The sequence below is a fragment of the Atopobium sp. oral taxon 199 str. F0494 genome (assembly GCF_000411555.1).
Taxonomy (GTDB): Bacteria; Actinomycetota; Coriobacteriia; order Coriobacteriales; family Atopobiaceae; genus Lancefieldella.
This window is the reverse complement of record NZ_KE150486.1, coordinates 561,420-576,476: the sequence shown is the minus strand read 5'-3', so window position 1 is coordinate 576,476 and position 15,057 is coordinate 561,420. Positions and strand designations below refer to the sequence as shown.

The window sequence follows — 15,057 nt, the reverse complement described above, 5'->3', positions numbered from 1 at the left end:
CGTAAGTTTTGGCCCGAGTGGCGGAATTGGCAGACGCGGGGGTCTCAAAAACCCCTAAGGGCAACCTTGTGTGGGTTCAAGTCCCACCTCGGGCACCATCTTACGAGAGGAAGAGCGCGCATTTGCATGCTCTTCTCAGCACCTTTTGTGAGATGTTTTCACAAGTCGTTTTATGGCTTGCATGGATGCCTGCGCAGAGGTATCCTGTTCAGGTGCTTTTTGAAGCGGGACTGAGCGTGAGTCCCCACCTACACGGCGCATGTTGCAGCTGTCTGGTCAGACAATTTAGATTTCAGCCGTCATTTGACTGTTGCCTTGTCTCCCAGATGCCTTTGTGCGCTGGGATTTTTTATTGCGGTAGCTTGAGCAGCTATCGCGCGAAGGGAAGGTGTAGAAGATAGCCAAGAACGATGGACCTCGCATTAATGAGGAAATTACCGGCCGCACGTGTCGTCTGATTGATGCTGACGGAAGCCAGCTCGGACTCTTTGGCGTACATGACGCGCTGAGGCGGGCACGTGAGCACGGAATGGATTTGGTAGAGATCGCTCCAAATGCCGAACCTCCCGTATGCAAGATTCTGGATTACAGCAAGTTCCGCTACGAGCAGGATCGAAAGGCCAAAGCCGCCCGTAAGAACCAGGTCAAAATTGAGGTCAAGGAAATGAAGTTCCGCCCCAAGATTGACGTCGGCGATTACGAGACCAAGAAGGGACACGTCCTTCGGTTCTTGAAGAAGGGCGCACGCGTTAAGATCACAATCATGTTCCGTGGTCGCGAGATGGCTCACCCCGAGCAGGGACGTCTGGTTCTTGATCGTCTTGCAGAAGATCTGAAGCCGTACGCTACTATCGAGCAAAAGCCGCTCATGGAAGGCCGTAATATGCACATGCTCGTCGCGCCGATTAAGGGCGCATTTGACGAGAAACCCAAAGGTGCCGCAGAGAGCACTGACGCCGCAACAAAGGAGAATTAGTATGCCTAAGATGAAAACACACAAAGGATCGGCCAAGCGTTTCCGCCGTACTGGTACGGGCAAGATTATGCGTGCCAAGGCCTTCAAGAGCCACATCCTTACCAAGAAGTCCCAGAAGCGCATTCGCGGTTTCCGCAAAGAAGCCGTCCTTTCCGCTGCCGATACGGCCGTGGTTTCTCAGCGCATTGGCGCCAAGAACTAACGCGTCGCACATACTGATAACATTACTGATACTGTCAACAAGGAGTTGATGAGATATGGCACGAGTTAAGCGCGCAATGGCCGGTCGCAAGAAGCGTCAGACGCTTGTCGAGCGTACTAAAGGTTACTATGGAGTTCGTTCCCGCACGTTCCGCGGCATGAAGGAGCAGGCGCAGCATTCCGGCCAGTATGCCTATCGTGATCGCCGTAATAAGAAACGTGATTTCCGTGCGCTGTGGATTCAGCGCATTAACGCCGCGGCGCGTCTGAATGATCTTTCATACAGCAAGTTTATGCATGGCCTGAAAGTGGCCGGCGTTGAGCTCGACCGTAAGGTCCTCGCTGAGATTGCCTACACTGATGATCAGGCGTTTACTGACCTTGCCGAAGTCGCGAAGAAGGCGCTTGCTGAGTAGTCAGCGATGCTGCACCGCGCTCGATAAGGCATGTTGCGACACACTACAACATACCAGAATATGCTAAGCATACATGTAAATCCCATCGGCCTTGCCGGTGGGATTTTCTTAGTGCATGCTATTATTCTGAAATCCTCATGCGCATCGGTGCGGGCCTAGGTGACACCAAGACACCTGTATTCGAGCAGGGGCGGGGGAAGTGTAGAGTAGGAAAGTATGACGGGTGGAGGAAGGCATGACGTACAGGAAAGCGAAAGCATGATGGGCAGGGAAGCATGACAAAGAGAAAAAGTCCCATGCGCTCACGCTTTGATGATATGCGCGACAGCGCTAAGCGCGCAATCCTGTATGGCATCGGCATCGTTTTAGCGATAGTCTTTGTGAGGCTGGCGTTTGCCTATGCGCTTATACTTCCTCGGCTTGTCATCGCCCGCTTTACGTCTGATTTGTTGGGAACAGGACTCATACTTGTCGTCATCGTACTTTTTGTCGTCCTAGCCTTGCTGCACAGACGTAAGAACTGAAGAAAGATTAGTCCTTTTTATCAGCTTTGCTTTTTTGGGGACTTATCACCATGATGAATGCCGGCGGCTTCTTCAAGCTCTTCAACACGCTCATGCTCGCGCTCATGGAGCTGTTCAATCTCAGTTTCGAAGTCGGGGTCAGCTGGAGTAATAAGTTCGTCTTTGCCGGTTCCGGGGTCGGTGTGATGAAGCAGCACCGGCTCAAAGAGGTGGAGATGCTTCGCGAATACGGCAGACATTGCAAGCAGCATTAAGAAAATAGCAATACGAGGCAGGGCATTTACCTGCGTCATTATGAGCGACCCAATGCAGAGAAGACCGGTCCAGCCGTATATGACACAGACAGCCTGGCGCTGGTTGTAGCCGGCGGCAATAAGCCTGTGGTGGATGTGGCCACGATCGGCGGTAGCAAAGCTTACATGAGCGCGGGTGCGTCTTACGATAGCGGAAAACGTATCAATGATGGGGATACCGGCGACCACAAGAGGCACGATGATGGTAGTAAGTCCCGCAATTCTCGTGACGGAAAGCAGCGATATGGTGCCAAGGGCAAAACCAAGCGTCAGCGCGCCTGAGTCTCCCATAAAGATAGTTGCCGGATAGAAATTATGTACCAGAAAGCCCAAGGTAGAGCCTGCAACGGCAAGGCTTAAGGCAGCGGCGTCAAAGCGCCCTGCCCACATGGAAAGTACAAACATAGTGCTTGAAGCGATGCAGGAAACACCGGCGGCCAGACCGTCGAGTCCATCGATGAGGTTGATGATGTTTGTCCATGCGACAAGATAAAGCACGGTGGCGGGATAGGTAAGCCAGCCCAATGAGATAAAGTTTCCGCTGCTCAGCGGATCAGCGACCTTACCGATAACAAGTCCGCCGGCGGCTGCGAGACAGGCCGCTAGTACCTGACCGGAAAGTTTTTGCAATGGTTTGAGAGAAATAATGTCGTCTACAAGACCGGTGGTAAAAATGATGACAAAAGCAAGGCCCAGAAGATATACATTGACATTTTTATCAAAGCGACCGTTTTTACCGAGCACTATGAGGTAGAGAGCTAGCGCCCCGATAAGACCAACGAACAAGGCGACGCCTCCCATGCGGGCTACAGGCTTTTTATTGACGCGGCGCCGATTTGGTTTGTCGATAATACCGAGATTCCAGGCAAGTTTTCGCACGAAAGGAGTAACAATGCAGGAGAGCAGCGTGGCAACGAGAAAGACCCCAAGCAGCAGCAACCAAAGGTCCACGCCAAGCCCCTTCCATTCCAACAAAAACAGCATTTAACTGCTAAAACTCACATCCTATTAATTTTCTCATGTAATAGAAACAAGTCAAGACTTTATTAAATCGTAGAATTTTATATAGTGAAGTTGTCCCTTCTCCGCAGCCAAAACTGGGTGAACCGACAAGTTTTACGAGGGAGCCTGATTCCCGTGCTAGTACAGGTATTCTCCGTTGTTGAGAAAGCTGGAAAAGACGGGTGCGGCACCCACCTTATGAAGGTGGGTTCATAATATGGCTGCGGGGAAGGTTTTTTGGGTTCTTTGAGCTTATTTTTAAGGTATGTCCGTATATGCGTTGACATGACTCCAAAGAATCGCCACAATACGATATGCACTTGCGTGCGGATTGCCGCGTGTTGGTTCTTGTGGCACGTATGCAATGTGCAGTATGAGTTGGGGATATAGCTCAGTTGGGAGAGCGCTGCCTTCGCAAGGCAGAGGCCGAGGGTTCGAATCCCTTTATCTCCACCAGGCAACGTTCACGCGCAGCGCTTCTCGCCTGCGCGTTTTTTGTACGACGAGAGCCCATCGGGTTCATGGGAGCTCATGGGTTTATTGGTGGTAAGGCAGGGTTTGTATTACACAATGGATGCAGCATCGCACAATGGACATATACGTCGGGCATTAGGGCAAGGTCTGCCTAGCGCTCACTACGCTGCCTATGATGCGTGTACGCTGTGTCCTCGTCGTTGTCGCGCCAAGCGCAATGAAGGTAAAGCGGGGTTTTGCGGCGCGTCGAGCACTATGCGCATTGCCCGCGCCGCCTTGCATTTCTGGGAGGAGCCCCCTCTGTCAGGAAACTCAGGGTCGGGGGCTGTGTTTTTTACGGGATGCCCGCTTCGGTGTGTGTTCTGTCAAAATCATCAAATCTCTCAAGAAGGATTTGGACTGGCGGTACCTGTGGAGCGGCTCGCGCAGATAATGCTCGAACTGCAAGACCAAGGGGCGCTTAATATCAACCTTGTTACGCCCTTGCATTTTGCGCCGCAGATTCGCGAAGCTGTTCTCGCTGCCAAACAAGCTGGACTCATGCTTCCTGTCGTATGTAATACTTCGGGATATGAACTTGCGCAGGTGGTGCGCGCTATGGCCGATGTCATTGATATCTGGCTTACCGATTTCAAATATGCTGACGCTGCTCTCGCGCAAGAGCTCTCATACGCTCGGGACTATCCTGAGGTGGCAGCCGCGGCGCTGGAAGAGATGTGTGCCCTTTTGCGCTCACGCGGAGGACGCAATGTGAATGCGGATGGCAGCATGCGACGGGGCATTATCGTGCGTCACCTCGTGCTTCCCGGGCATGCTGACGATTCGTGCAGGGTGCTTGACCGCGTATGGGATATCTGCGCTAATGAGGTTGATGTGTCTATCATGAATCAGTACACACCCAACGAGCGCTGTCGCAAAGCCAAGGGATCTCTTGCCCAAACGCTCTCTGATGAAGAGTATGAAATAGTTATCTGTCATGCTGATGACCTTGGCTTCGAGAAAATCTGGTGGCAGGAGGGAGGCACGGTGTCTGAAAGTTTTGTGCCAGCCTTTGACGCCACAGGCGTTGAGAGCCCGTCCCTTTTGGATTCTGGATGCCGTGCTGTCGATGCCGAGAAGCCCGATGTGAAAAAGGAGTAAGTATGTCCGGTGATATGAATCCTCTTTCCGAGGAGGAGCGCGCTGAGCTGGAGCGGCTCAGACAGGAGAAACGCGTCCGCGAAGAGGCCAGGCGTAACGCCGCTGAACGCGCGGAGCTGGAACAGCTTCGCGCCGAACGTACATATCGTGAGCATGAGGTTGGAAAAGCTCGCCAAAAAGATCAGCAGATTGCGCAGGCTCGCGCACGCGGAGCGCGCCTTATGCAGCCGGATGAGGATGATCTTAAGATGCCGCTTGGGCAGAAGATTGTCATACTCTCTGTAGTTCTTATCGCCATACTTTTCTTTATTGCGTCATACGTAGTACGATAACGGGCAACTTGCAGCGTTACTATGGAAGCCCACCTGAGGGGGACTGAGCGTTATGTCATTGACTGATCGCACCAAGCCGTCGGACGTGTGTCTGAACACGGATCTCTACGAAATTACCATGGCGCAAGGCTATTGGGAATCGGGTATGGTGGACAATGAAGCTTGCTTTACCGCGTTTTTCCGCGAGAACCCTTTCAACGGCGGGTACGCTATTGCCTGCGGCATCGGTCAAGTTGCAGAGCTTGTGGAAAACTTCGTGTTTGAAGATGACGATATCAACTATCTTTCCGAGGTTCCTTCTCCCGGAGGAGGCAAACTTTTTAAACCTGAGTTCCTTGAATTTCTGCGCAACCATCGCTTGAATCTCACCATTGATGCCGTTCCTGAGGGAGAAATTGTTTTTCCGCGCGAGCCCATGGTGCGTGTGATGGGTCCTATCATCGACTGTCAGCTCATTGAGACCGCCCTTTTGAATCTTGTGAATTTCCAAACGCTGGTTGCCACCAAGACCGCTCGCGTGATTCGAGCGGCTCAGGGCAATCCTGTTTCGGACTTTGGTCTTCGCCGAGCTCAAGGTCCTGACGGTGGCCTTGCCGTGGCGCGCGCATCCTACATCGCCGGCGCTTCAAGTACGTCAAACGTGCTTGCCGGAAAGATTTACGGTATTCCGGTGTTCGGCACACACGCTCACTCGTGGGTCATGTCGTTTCCTACCGAGCTCGACGCTTTTCGCGCCTTCGCCTGCTCATTTCCAAAGAACTGCGCGCTTCTTCTGGATACCTACGACGTTCATGAAGGCATCAAAAACGCTATTATTGTGGGCAAAGAAATGGAAGCGCGTGGCGAGAAGCTTGGCGCTATTCGTATCGATTCGGGAGACCTCGCAAAGCTGGCAAAGGAGACCCGCGCCGCCTTTGATGAGGCCGGCCTTCCTTATGTAAAAATTTCCGTATCCAACGATTTGGATGAATATACTATCCAATCGCTGTTCGCGCAGGGAGCTCCCATTGATTCGTTTGGCGTAGGTACCAAACTTGCTACCTGCGACCCGCAGCCCTCCTTAGGCGGCGTCTACAAACTGACTGCCGTCTGCGATGACAAAGAAGAGCACTGGAAGCCGGTCATCAAACTTTCCGAAATGGCGTACAAGCGCACTATCCCCGGTATCCAGCGCATCCGTCGCTATTACGACGCAAATGGCTGCCCTGCGGGCGATATGATTTATGACGAAGCGACGCTTACATCCCGCGACGCTCAGCCGTCCGTTGCTGTCGCCGATATTCTCGATCCCTACTCTACGCATAAGCTTGTCGGCACTTCTCGCGAACTTATGGCGCGCGTGGTGGAGGAGGGCGTGCGCTTTGGAGAGGCGGAAACCATTGAAGTGGCGCGCGACCGCTGCCATAACGCGCTCATGCACCTGGACGCCGCTTATACGCGTTTCTTAAATCCTCAGGTGTATCCTGTCGGTCTTGAGAGAGGTCTTGCAAACTTGCGTCATGAACTTGCGGTGGAGCATGTTCATGCCGCCACAGCTACCAGCGAATAAGTGGTACAATAACCGGCCGATTGCCAACAGAAAAACGCGTGGGCGATTGGATGCGATTCCATCTTCGGATCCGTATATGTTGAGGGCGTTTTGACACAAGGAGTTTTTATGCGCGAGAAGATCGAGCAACTGGTACGTGCAGCATTAGCAGATGCGCAGAAAGCAGGGGATTTACCTCAGTTTGAGGTGGAAGAACTCGGTCTTGAGCGACCGGCTGATGCCGCTCACGGCGATTGGACTTCTGCCGTTGCTATGCGTTCCGCTCGCCTTGCTCATAAATCTCCGCGTGATATCGCGGCGGCAATCGTGGCGCACATGCCAAAAGATTCTGAGATTGAGCGCGTAGAGATTGCCGGCCCGGGATTTGTGAACTTCTACCTTTCGACCGCCGCGGGCAATGAGATTTTCCGCACCATCCGCAATCAGGGTTCAGAGTTCGGCAAATCAGATTTTGGCAAGGGCACCAAGATTCAGGTGGAATACATTTCCGCTAATCCCGTCGGCCCGCTCCATGTTGGCCACGGCCGTTGGGCGGCTCTGGGCGATTCGCTATGCCGTGTGTTTGCGCACGCCGGTTATGACGTCGAGCGTGAGTACTACATCAACGACCACGGCTCTCAGATGGATGTCTTCGGCTCTTCCATCTCAAAGCGCTATCTTCAGTTGGATGAGATTGTCTCTCAGAAGGGCGTGGCGTTTCAGGAGGCCTATCAATTGCTCCTTGACGACCGCGAAGCGTTTATTGAGGACGAGGACGACTCTCGTCCTGAGACCCATCCGTATATGGACGCTTTCAACGAGTCGCTCGGCGGCAACGCCTATGGCGGCGACTACATTATTGACCTCGCAAAACATTTCTACGAAGAAGACGGAAACGCTTGGGCAGACGCTCCCGAAGAAGATCGCATGGCCGATTTCCGCGAGCGCGGCTACAAGCTGATGCTTGATTCTATTCGAGCAACGTGCCATAACGCCCGCTCCGACTTTGATGTATGGTTCTCTGAGCGCTCGCTGTATGCGCCCGATGAAAACGGCAAGTCCGCTGTTGACCGTGCCCTTGAGACCCTTGATACCATGGGATATCTCTATCACGAAGACAATGCTCTCTTTTTCCGCTCCACCAAGTTTGGTGACGATAAGGACCGCGTGCTCATAAAGTCTAACGGGGAGTATACGTATTTCGCCTCCGACGTGGCCTATCACTGGAATAAATTCCAGCGCGTCGATCATGTCATTGATATCTGGGGAGCCGATCACCATGGCTATATCCAGCGCGTTGACTCCGCCTGCACGGCGCTTGGCTATCCCGGACAGTTTGAGGTTCTTCTCGGCCAGTTTGTCAATTTGCTGCGCAATGGAACTCCCGTCAAGATGTCTAAGCGCAAGGGGACCGGTATTCCCTTTGACGAGCTGCTCAGTGAGGTAAGCGTAGACGCGACGCGCTATACGCTGATGTCAAAATCGTCCAACCAGATGATTGATTTCGATATCGAGCAGGTCAAGCGTCAAGACAGTTCAAATCCCGTGTATTACGTACAGTACGCCCATGCGCGCATTTGCTCCATTCTTCGTCGTGGCGCCGGTGTTTCTTTGGACGAGGCACGTGAGCTCGGTATGGATAAAGTTGCTGAACAAGCCATTGGTGACACGTACGACTTGAGTCTTCTTTCCGATCCCACTGAGCTGGCGCTTTCTCGCAAGCTCTCTGAATTCCCAACGCTTATTGAGAATTGCGCTCGGGATCGCGCGCCGTTCCGCATCACGCACTATATCGAGGAGCTTGCCTCTGATTTCCACGGATTCTATACGGTCTGTCAGGTGCTTCCTTCCGAAGGTCGTCCCATTGACGAGGAGCTTTCTCGCGCTCGTTTGGTGGCGTGCGACGCGACGCGTAGAGTGCTTGCGCTGGCGTTGAATCTCATCGGCGTGAGCGCCCCCGTGAGTATGTAGTGAGCGTGTAGTTACAATTTTCAACACGATAATTCGGCGAACGGTAAAAGAATAAAAAAGATAGTTACGTCATTTTTATTCACAATAGTTAAGAAACGGGCTTATGGCAAAAAACTTCATGCCATAAGCCCGTAATTATATGCATTGCAGAACTTGAAAACTATTGTTGTATTCCCATGTAATCTACTATGTTTTGGGAGTATACTAAGCATGTGAACATAAATAGCTAATCGTTCGGGCATAGAACGGAGGTCTAAGATGGAGCTTCGGGAGTACATGTCCATCCGCAGATCCTACAACCTGGTGAGAAGATCTGTTCCAGCAAACAGACGTTTAACATTTGAAGAATTTGCTATTTTATGTCGTTTGAATGTAAGAAATCTTTCAATCAAGACGTCCGAGATTGCTGAGTACCAAGGGGCGCTTCGCCCAACTATTACGCATCGCACCTCACACTTAGCGAAGCTTGGATATATTAACCGTAAAGAAGGCTCCGATGACAGGCGCAACGTGGTGTGCGAGCTTTCCGAAAGAGGCCGCACAGCCGTTTTTGACCTAGCTCGCCTTACCTGCGCCCGCATTGCTCCGGGGCAAGCTCTTTCGCGCACATCAGCAGAACGAATCTGCATGTATGTTGACGCTATGGGGTCTGTGTTTTGCCGTGCGGGAGATTTGGTTCTTTTGTGCCTGCAAGATGCTCCCAAAGGTACCCTTACGGTAAACGAACTCGTAGAAGAGCTTGGGTTGCTTCAGCCTACCGTGTCGATGTCAATTACATCTCTTGCCGGCGAAGGTCTTATTCAGAGATTGAGGAATCACGCTCTTTCGCGCCGCACTACTACTGTTACTCTTACCGAAGAGGGGAAGAAGGAGGCACGTGCACTTCGCCAGCAAATATCTCGGCTGGTAGTTAAAAGGAAGGCGCGCGTTAGCGTCTAGTGTACATTTCCCCCAGTGTATACAGAGCTAGCGTCTTACATGCCCGTTTTGTGTCCAAAATTTGTTTTTGGATGCAAGACGGGCACAATCGTGCTATAGTCACTCTGTTCGCAGAAATTTTTACGAACTTATCGCGCTTTATATGCGTTTTATTCTCTCGCATGTGAAAAAGAGATTAATGAGTATGTATTTTGGATTAAAAATAGAGAGGCATAGTGTATGACGGATGAAAATCCCGTTTCTGCCCCAGAGTCTGCTGATGAGCCGGTAGTTACTCCTAAGCGTCGTCGTGGCCGCCCTCGTAAATCGGAGGTTGCGGCACAAACCGAACCCACTTTGACAGAAGAAGTGAAGCCTCGTCGTGGCCGTCCGCGTAAGAGCAAAACTGAAGTTGCGGATTCTTCTGCCTCTACAGTTTCCGATACCCCTGCAGTACCTAAGCGTCGCCGCGGTCGTCCGCGTAAGAGCGAGACCGAAGCTGCCGCTCGTCTTAGCGAAGCAGACGCTTTGGAGCGTAGCGGCTCCGCTGAGACGGTATCTGCTGTAGAGACAGCTGATACGCCAACTGCTACAGAAGCACATGCATCCGCATCCGTAGCTTCGGAGCCTTCTGATAAGAGTGTCGTAAAGTCCGCTTTTGTGGCAGCAGCACCCAAGCGCCGCCGCGGCCGTCCACGCAAGAGCGAATCGGTTGAAGATGAAATGAACCGTCTTGTTTCTGAGGCAAGCGTTGCAAGTTCCGAGCCGACGGCTCAACCGGTGACAACGATTGCAGCAACAGAAACGGAAACCGGAGTAGACGAATCCGGCAGCCCTTCTGCAACGACTTCTATACGAGTGCATCGCCGTCACACCAGTGATAGCCGTGACAGTGGTGACAGTCAGCAACAGGGTAAGGATATTGCACGCGAGAATTACCGCGACCGTCGCCAAAATAACCAGCGGAATAACAAGCGCCGCCCTCAGACTCCTTCCGAACCGTCTCTTACCCGCGATATGCTCGAAGGAATGAAAGTTGCCGAGCTTCGCACAAAGGCTGCCGAGTATGGCCTTACATATCTAGGCGTTCGTAAACCCGATCTCATTGAAATGATATATAGCGCCGCTGCAGCTGCAGAGGGTTTCCGTACTGTCGAAGGAATTCTCCAGATTGGTCCTGAAGGATACGGCTGGGTGCGTACGGGCAATTACATGGAGGGAGACGATGATGCCTTCGTCCATCAGCAAATCATTCGCTATTTAGGGCTTCGTCAGGGAGATAAGATTACCGGTACGGTTGGCCCTGGCCGCTCCAATAGCAAATATCCGCCGCTGCACCGCGTTTTGTCGGTCAACGATGGACCGGTTGAGAACCTTAAGGCGCGTCCACGTTTTCGCGATTTGACGCCGATTTTCCCCGATGAACCACTGAAGCTTGAACATGGTAAGAATTCCATTACCGGACGAGCCATCGACCTCGTCGCTCCTATCGGCAAGGGTCAGCGTGGCCTTATTGTGTCGCCGCCAAAGGCAGGTAAAACAACTATCTTAAAGAAGATCTGCCAATCCATTTCGGAAAACAATCCTGAAGTTTATCTCTTCTGCCTTCTTGTGGACGAGCGTCCCGAAGAAGTAACCGATATGGAACGCTCTATCAAAGGAACGGTAGTTGCTTCAACCTTTGATATGCCTGCGGAGAATCACACGGCCGTTTCCGAGCTCGTGATTGAGCGGGCAAAGCGCCTTGTAGAACAGGGACAGGACGTCGTCGTTATTCTCGATTCCATTACGCGTCTTGCGCGTGCGTACAACCTTGCTATTCCTGCTTCCGGCCGCATTCTTTCAGGAGGTGTTGATTCTGCAGCGCTGTATCCGCCAAAGAAATTTTTGGGCGCGGCACGCAATATTGAAGGCGGAGGTTCGCTGACCATTATCGCATCGGCGCTCGTTGATACGGGATCAAAAATGGATGAGGTTATCTTTGAGGAGTTCAAGGGTACCGGCAACATGGAGCTTAAGCTTGATCGCGATCTTGCTGATCGCAGAATCTTCCCGGCAATCGATCCTGTCGCTTCCGGTACGCGCAATGAAGATTTGCTCATAAAGTCTGATTACCAGCCTCTTATTTGGGGCTTGCGCCGCTCGCTTGCCAACATGCCTACCACTGAGCGGGCTACCAGCGCGCTCATCAAGGGGCTTCAGCAGACCTCGGATAATGAGGACTTCCTTATCCGTTCGGCAAAAAGGGCCGCTGAGCTCGCGTAATTTCGTATTTTGGCGCATAGGTAGCGTATTTTCGGCAAAGAGAAGTTTATAGCGAGAAGTCTTTGGGCGTGTTTGCCTGAGGGCTTCTCGCATATACGTCTCATTTTTGCTCAGAAATGATGAGCCTTAGAGATTTTTGCTTTTCGTGATGATTTTTGTAAAAGATGGCGCACGACCGATAAAAGTACGCTATAGTGCAGATAGCATAAATGCTGCAACGGATACACGAAGATAAGACGAACCCCATGCCGTTGCATACATATGTGAGACCCAGGGATGCTTGGGTTGATTATTCTGTATGTATAAGGGTCATCGTCTTTCTTCCGCTTTATGTAGCGTGTAGGAGGAGCTTGTATGACAAAGCGTAGAAATCCAGCCGTTATAGCTGGCCTTTTAGGAGGATTGGCGCTGGCGGTAACGCCGGTCTCTGCGCATGCCGCCACGTTTGACTCCATTGATTCTCCGGCGCTTTTTATCGCTACCTGCGTGGTCGGCGGTCTTTCCTTTGTGGGGATGATTTCAGGGATTTCATGGCTTATTGCCAATCACAGGCAGCAAAAGCAGGAACAGAGAAGGCTTTCATGTGAGGGTGAGTCGGCTTCTCAGTACGAACGGCAGCATTCTCATACAATCAACGATAACAATAAGAGCAAGATAATCTTTGTTGATACCACTCATTCGTCGCTTGCGGAATACAAACCGCGCCACATGCGCGCTTTGGAGTGGAACGCGACGGGCGCTATTCGTGTTCAAAAGGTCGCAACTGCTCCGAAGCCGGCGCGTGCTCCCTTGCCGGTTCGTGCCAAGAGTCAGCCAACGGTCAAAGCTCATTGCAAAGCAGCGCATGCGGCAAAAGACTATGAGCAAGTTGCGGAAAATTACCTGAACCTCCTCTCGTTTCGAGAGCGTATGGCTTCTCGCGCACGCGGCGCCGCCGACGTGTTGCGGGAGCGTTTAAGCGGAGATCCGATGGAAGGGTTACCAGTTATTCCGCGCGCGGATGGTACGGTCGGTGATGTGGGGACAAGCTGGTGGACCGCGGGCGTGGGAGAACAAAACATTACCCATGACTTTGGCATCACAGCAATCGAAGCCGAAGCAATTCCTGACAGCTTTGCTGCAACAAAATTCGAGAATTCCATTTCAGCCGTGGGCACATCTTCGGATATCTCCGAGCGTATTGCCTTTGTTGACCAGGGAATATTCCCAGAAAAAAGGACGGTTTCGGAGCTGTCGCATAAAGATGATTGGGAACTTGCGCTCGAGGCGCTTGACAAGAAGCTTTCCGTCAATCCTGCAGGCGTTATCCGCGATCCCATTGAAGTGATTCCAAACAATCAGGTTTCGCATGTGAGCGCTCCCTCTCGAACAACAGGGTCTTTAAAAATTGAAGCAGCGACTCATGTTGATAAGCTTTTCGCTGATATCGAAGAAGAAATGCGTAAGGATGCCGCCAAGGAAGAGCAGCGTCCGACACGCGAGCTGTTCCGCCTGATTGATGGTGGCACTAACGCGCTGAAACGTATTCCTACGCCGGCGGAAAGCGCCGCTGAGGCCGCTGCAGCGAAAGCATCTGCGCAGGCAAGCGCATCCTTCTCGCAACAAGAAGGCTCGTATCGCCCAAGGCACTTCTCGCCGGCTCCGCTTCGCGCGATTGAAGCGTAGAGACAAGCTCTCAAAGGTTCGCAAGCAGAAAAGTTACAAAAAGAAAAACTTACCCGTGTTGTGTCCGGCTAGCGCGCGGCGCAGCCCTACACTTTCCCGATACAGTAAGTCGCCGTAGAGCGATGCGGCAGGTTACAGCAGATTGGGAAGGGGTTATAAGCATGGCGGACGCATATATGTCGCGACGGTATTTTTTGGGGACGGCGGCATCTCTTGCGGCCTCACTGGCGCTTGCCGGATGCGACGCGCAGCCGGTTGACGACAAGCATGTCCGCGTCGGTGTTATGGGCCCCTTCACGGGCGATGTTGCTCAATATGGAATTGCCGTTCGCAGCGGTATTTTGTTGTACTTCAAGCAGTTTAACGAGCAAGGAGGAGCCAACGGCAAATGCGTTGAGCCGATTGTCGAAGATGAGAAGGGCGACGCGACAGAAGCGATTCTTGTATACAACAAACTGCTTGACGAGGGTGTGAGTGCCATTATCGGCGACGTAACCTCAACGCCCACTATCGCGCTGGCTCAAAAGTCAGTTTTGGATACGATACCGTGTGTGAGTGCTTCAGCTACCGCGGGTGATGTAGTTGTTCATGGTAACAACATGTTTCGCGTCTGCATTACCGACCCTTTTCAGGGGCGTGTTATGGCGGAGTTTGCCCACAAGCAAGGCTATACGAATGTGGGAACTATCTTTAACTCCGGCGGTGATTATGAAACCGGCGTAAGTGAGGCATTTGTCAAGCATGCTGAAGAGCTTGGGATAGAAATTTCCTCGCAGCAGGGATATCCGCAGGGCGCGGTCGACTTTAATGCGCAGCTTACAACTATCATTTCCAAACATCCCGACGCTATTTTTTGTCCTAATTATTACCAAGATGACGGCAAAATCGTGACGCAGGCCCGGCAACTCGGGTATACCGGCGTTATGCTGGGGTCTGACGGCTGGCCCAATATCATCGGGGGAGAGCAGGACTATGCTTCTCCAGCGGATCTGAATAACTGTTTCTATAATTCGTCTTTTGTGGCGTCAAATAAAGACGAGAAGGTCACGAAGTTTGTTGACGCCTATCAAAAGGAATACGGCTCTGCTCCGACCAACTTCTGTGCGCTTGGCTATGATGCGGCCATGATTATGTGCCAGGCAATTTCTCGTGCTGAGCAATCGGGGCAAAAAACCGGATCAAAGCCATATCGAGAAGCGATTATCCACGCAATTGCCTCGGAGAAAGTTGACGGCGTTACAGGCACCATTTCGTATAACGGTACCGGCGACCCCGTAAAATCGACGCTCATTATTGCCTTTCAAGACGGCAATGAGGTTATTTACGACACCATCAATGGCTAGGGAGTGAGA

At 52.1% G+C, this 15,057-nt stretch carries 13 protein-coding genes and 2 tRNA genes; 14 read left to right on the top strand and 1 reads right to left on the bottom strand.

Features of this window, described 5'->3' with window-relative positions; genetic code table 11:
• The first annotated feature begins 11 nt into the window (after positions 1–11).
• From HMPREF1527_RS02580 to HMPREF1527_RS02560, 5 genes are all read left to right on the top strand, one after another.
• Positions 12–98: transfer RNA gene (locus HMPREF1527_RS02580), tRNA-Leu, on the top strand.
• 299 nt (positions 99–397) lie between these two features.
• Positions 398–976 (top strand): translation initiation factor IF-3, encoded by a 579-nt coding sequence (infC, locus tag HMPREF1527_RS02575; RefSeq protein ID WP_035433643.1) that lies wholly within the window; start codon positions 398–400, stop codon positions 974–976.
• A gap of 1 nt (position 977) precedes the next feature.
• Complete coding sequence (gene rpmI / locus HMPREF1527_RS02570; protein WP_016477140.1) at positions 978–1,178, top strand: 50S ribosomal protein L35; 201 nt, start codon at positions 978–980, stop codon at positions 1,176–1,178.
• 55 nt (positions 1,179–1,233) lie between these two features.
• Entirely contained in the window at positions 1,234–1,593 is a 360-nt protein-coding gene (gene rplT / locus HMPREF1527_RS02565) for a 50S ribosomal protein L20 (protein ID WP_016477139.1), read from the top strand.
• Between the two features lie 275 nt (positions 1,594–1,868).
• Entirely contained in the window at positions 1,869–2,117 is a 249-nt protein-coding gene (locus HMPREF1527_RS02560) for a hypothetical protein (RefSeq protein WP_156825446.1), read from the top strand.
• A 20-nt stretch (positions 2,118–2,137) separates the two neighbouring features.
• On the opposite strand, the gene HMPREF1527_RS02555 is transcribed toward HMPREF1527_RS02560, so the two are convergent.
• The gene (locus HMPREF1527_RS02555) at positions 2,138–3,394 is read right to left on the bottom strand and encodes a glycosyltransferase family 4 protein (protein ID WP_016477137.1); all 1,257 of its coding nucleotides are present in this window, start codon (positions 3,392–3,394) and stop codon (positions 2,138–2,140) included.
• A 398-nt stretch (positions 3,395–3,792) separates the two neighbouring features.
• Between HMPREF1527_RS02555 and HMPREF1527_RS02550 the strand changes: the two genes are divergently transcribed.
• The 9 genes from HMPREF1527_RS02550 (at position 3,793) to HMPREF1527_RS02510 (ending at position 15,048) form a co-directional block, all read left to right on the top strand.
• A tRNA-Ala gene (locus HMPREF1527_RS02550) sits at positions 3,793–3,868 on the top strand.
• 114 nt (positions 3,869–3,982) lie between these two features.
• Positions 3,983–5,026: a radical SAM protein gene (locus HMPREF1527_RS02545; RefSeq protein WP_016477136.1), complete on the top strand. Its 1,044-nt coding sequence runs from the start codon at positions 3,983–3,985 to the stop codon at positions 5,024–5,026.
• 2 nt (positions 5,027–5,028) lie between these two features.
• Positions 5,029–5,358 carry a hypothetical protein gene (locus HMPREF1527_RS02540; RefSeq protein ID WP_016477135.1) on the top strand — a complete coding sequence of 110 codons (330 nt, stop codon included), beginning with the start codon at positions 5,029–5,031 and terminating at the stop codon, positions 5,356–5,358.
• A 52-nt stretch (positions 5,359–5,410) separates the two neighbouring features.
• On the top strand, positions 5,411–6,907 hold the full coding sequence (locus HMPREF1527_RS02535; RefSeq protein WP_016477134.1) for a nicotinate phosphoribosyltransferase: 1,497 nt from the start codon (positions 5,411–5,413) through the stop codon (positions 6,905–6,907).
• A gap of 108 nt (positions 6,908–7,015) precedes the next feature.
• Complete coding sequence (gene argS, locus HMPREF1527_RS02530; protein ID WP_016477133.1) at positions 7,016–8,857, top strand: arginine--tRNA ligase; 1,842 nt, start codon at positions 7,016–7,018, stop codon at positions 8,855–8,857.
• 258 nt (positions 8,858–9,115) lie between these two features.
• Complete coding sequence (locus HMPREF1527_RS02525; RefSeq protein WP_016477132.1) at positions 9,116–9,796, top strand: MarR family transcriptional regulator; 681 nt, start codon at positions 9,116–9,118, stop codon at positions 9,794–9,796.
• Positions 9,797–10,015: 219 nt separating this feature from the next.
• Positions 10,016–12,040: a transcription termination factor Rho gene (gene rho / locus HMPREF1527_RS02520; RefSeq protein ID WP_016477131.1), complete on the top strand. Its 2,025-nt coding sequence runs from the start codon at positions 10,016–10,018 to the stop codon at positions 12,038–12,040.
• 354 nt (positions 12,041–12,394) lie between these two features.
• The gene (locus HMPREF1527_RS02515) at positions 12,395–13,705 is read left to right on the top strand and encodes a hypothetical protein (protein WP_016477130.1); all 1,311 of its coding nucleotides are present in this window, start codon (positions 12,395–12,397) and stop codon (positions 13,703–13,705) included.
• Positions 13,706–13,866: 161 nt separating this feature from the next.
• Positions 13,867–15,048, top strand: coding sequence for an ABC transporter substrate-binding protein (locus tag HMPREF1527_RS02510; RefSeq protein WP_016477129.1), 1,182 nt, complete (start codon positions 13,867–13,869; stop codon positions 15,046–15,048).
• Positions 15,049–15,057: the final 9 nt, after the last annotated feature.

What these genes read in the sequence shown, in the direction of transcription:
- rpmI (WP_016477140.1), top strand. Translation starts at nt 978, where the DNA reads ATGCCTAAGATGAAAACACACAAAGGATCGGCCAAGCGTTTCCGCCGT.
- rplT (WP_016477139.1), top strand. Translation starts at nt 1,234, where the DNA reads ATGGCACGAGTTAAGCGCGCAATGGCCGGTCGCAAGAAGCGTCAGACG.
- HMPREF1527_RS02560 (WP_156825446.1), top strand. Translation starts at nt 1,869, where the DNA reads ATGACAAAGAGAAAAAGTCCCATGCGCTCACGCTTTGATGATATGCGC.
- HMPREF1527_RS02555 (WP_016477137.1), bottom strand. Translation starts at nt 3,394, where the DNA reads ATGCTGTTTTTGTTGGAATGGAAGGGGCTTGGCGTGGACCTTTGGTTG.
- HMPREF1527_RS02545 (WP_016477136.1), top strand. Translation starts at nt 3,983, where the DNA reads ATGGATGCAGCATCGCACAATGGACATATACGTCGGGCATTAGGGCAA.
- HMPREF1527_RS02540 (WP_016477135.1), top strand. Translation starts at nt 5,029, where the DNA reads ATGTCCGGTGATATGAATCCTCTTTCCGAGGAGGAGCGCGCTGAGCTG.
- HMPREF1527_RS02535 (WP_016477134.1), top strand. Translation starts at nt 5,411, where the DNA reads ATGTCATTGACTGATCGCACCAAGCCGTCGGACGTGTGTCTGAACACG.
- argS (WP_016477133.1), top strand. Translation starts at nt 7,016, where the DNA reads ATGCGCGAGAAGATCGAGCAACTGGTACGTGCAGCATTAGCAGATGCG.
- HMPREF1527_RS02525 (WP_016477132.1), top strand. Translation starts at nt 9,116, where the DNA reads ATGGAGCTTCGGGAGTACATGTCCATCCGCAGATCCTACAACCTGGTG.
- rho (WP_016477131.1), top strand. Translation starts at nt 10,016, where the DNA reads ATGACGGATGAAAATCCCGTTTCTGCCCCAGAGTCTGCTGATGAGCCG.
- HMPREF1527_RS02515 (WP_016477130.1), top strand. Translation starts at nt 12,395, where the DNA reads ATGACAAAGCGTAGAAATCCAGCCGTTATAGCTGGCCTTTTAGGAGGA.
- HMPREF1527_RS02510 (WP_016477129.1), top strand. Translation starts at nt 13,867, where the DNA reads ATGGCGGACGCATATATGTCGCGACGGTATTTTTTGGGGACGGCGGCA.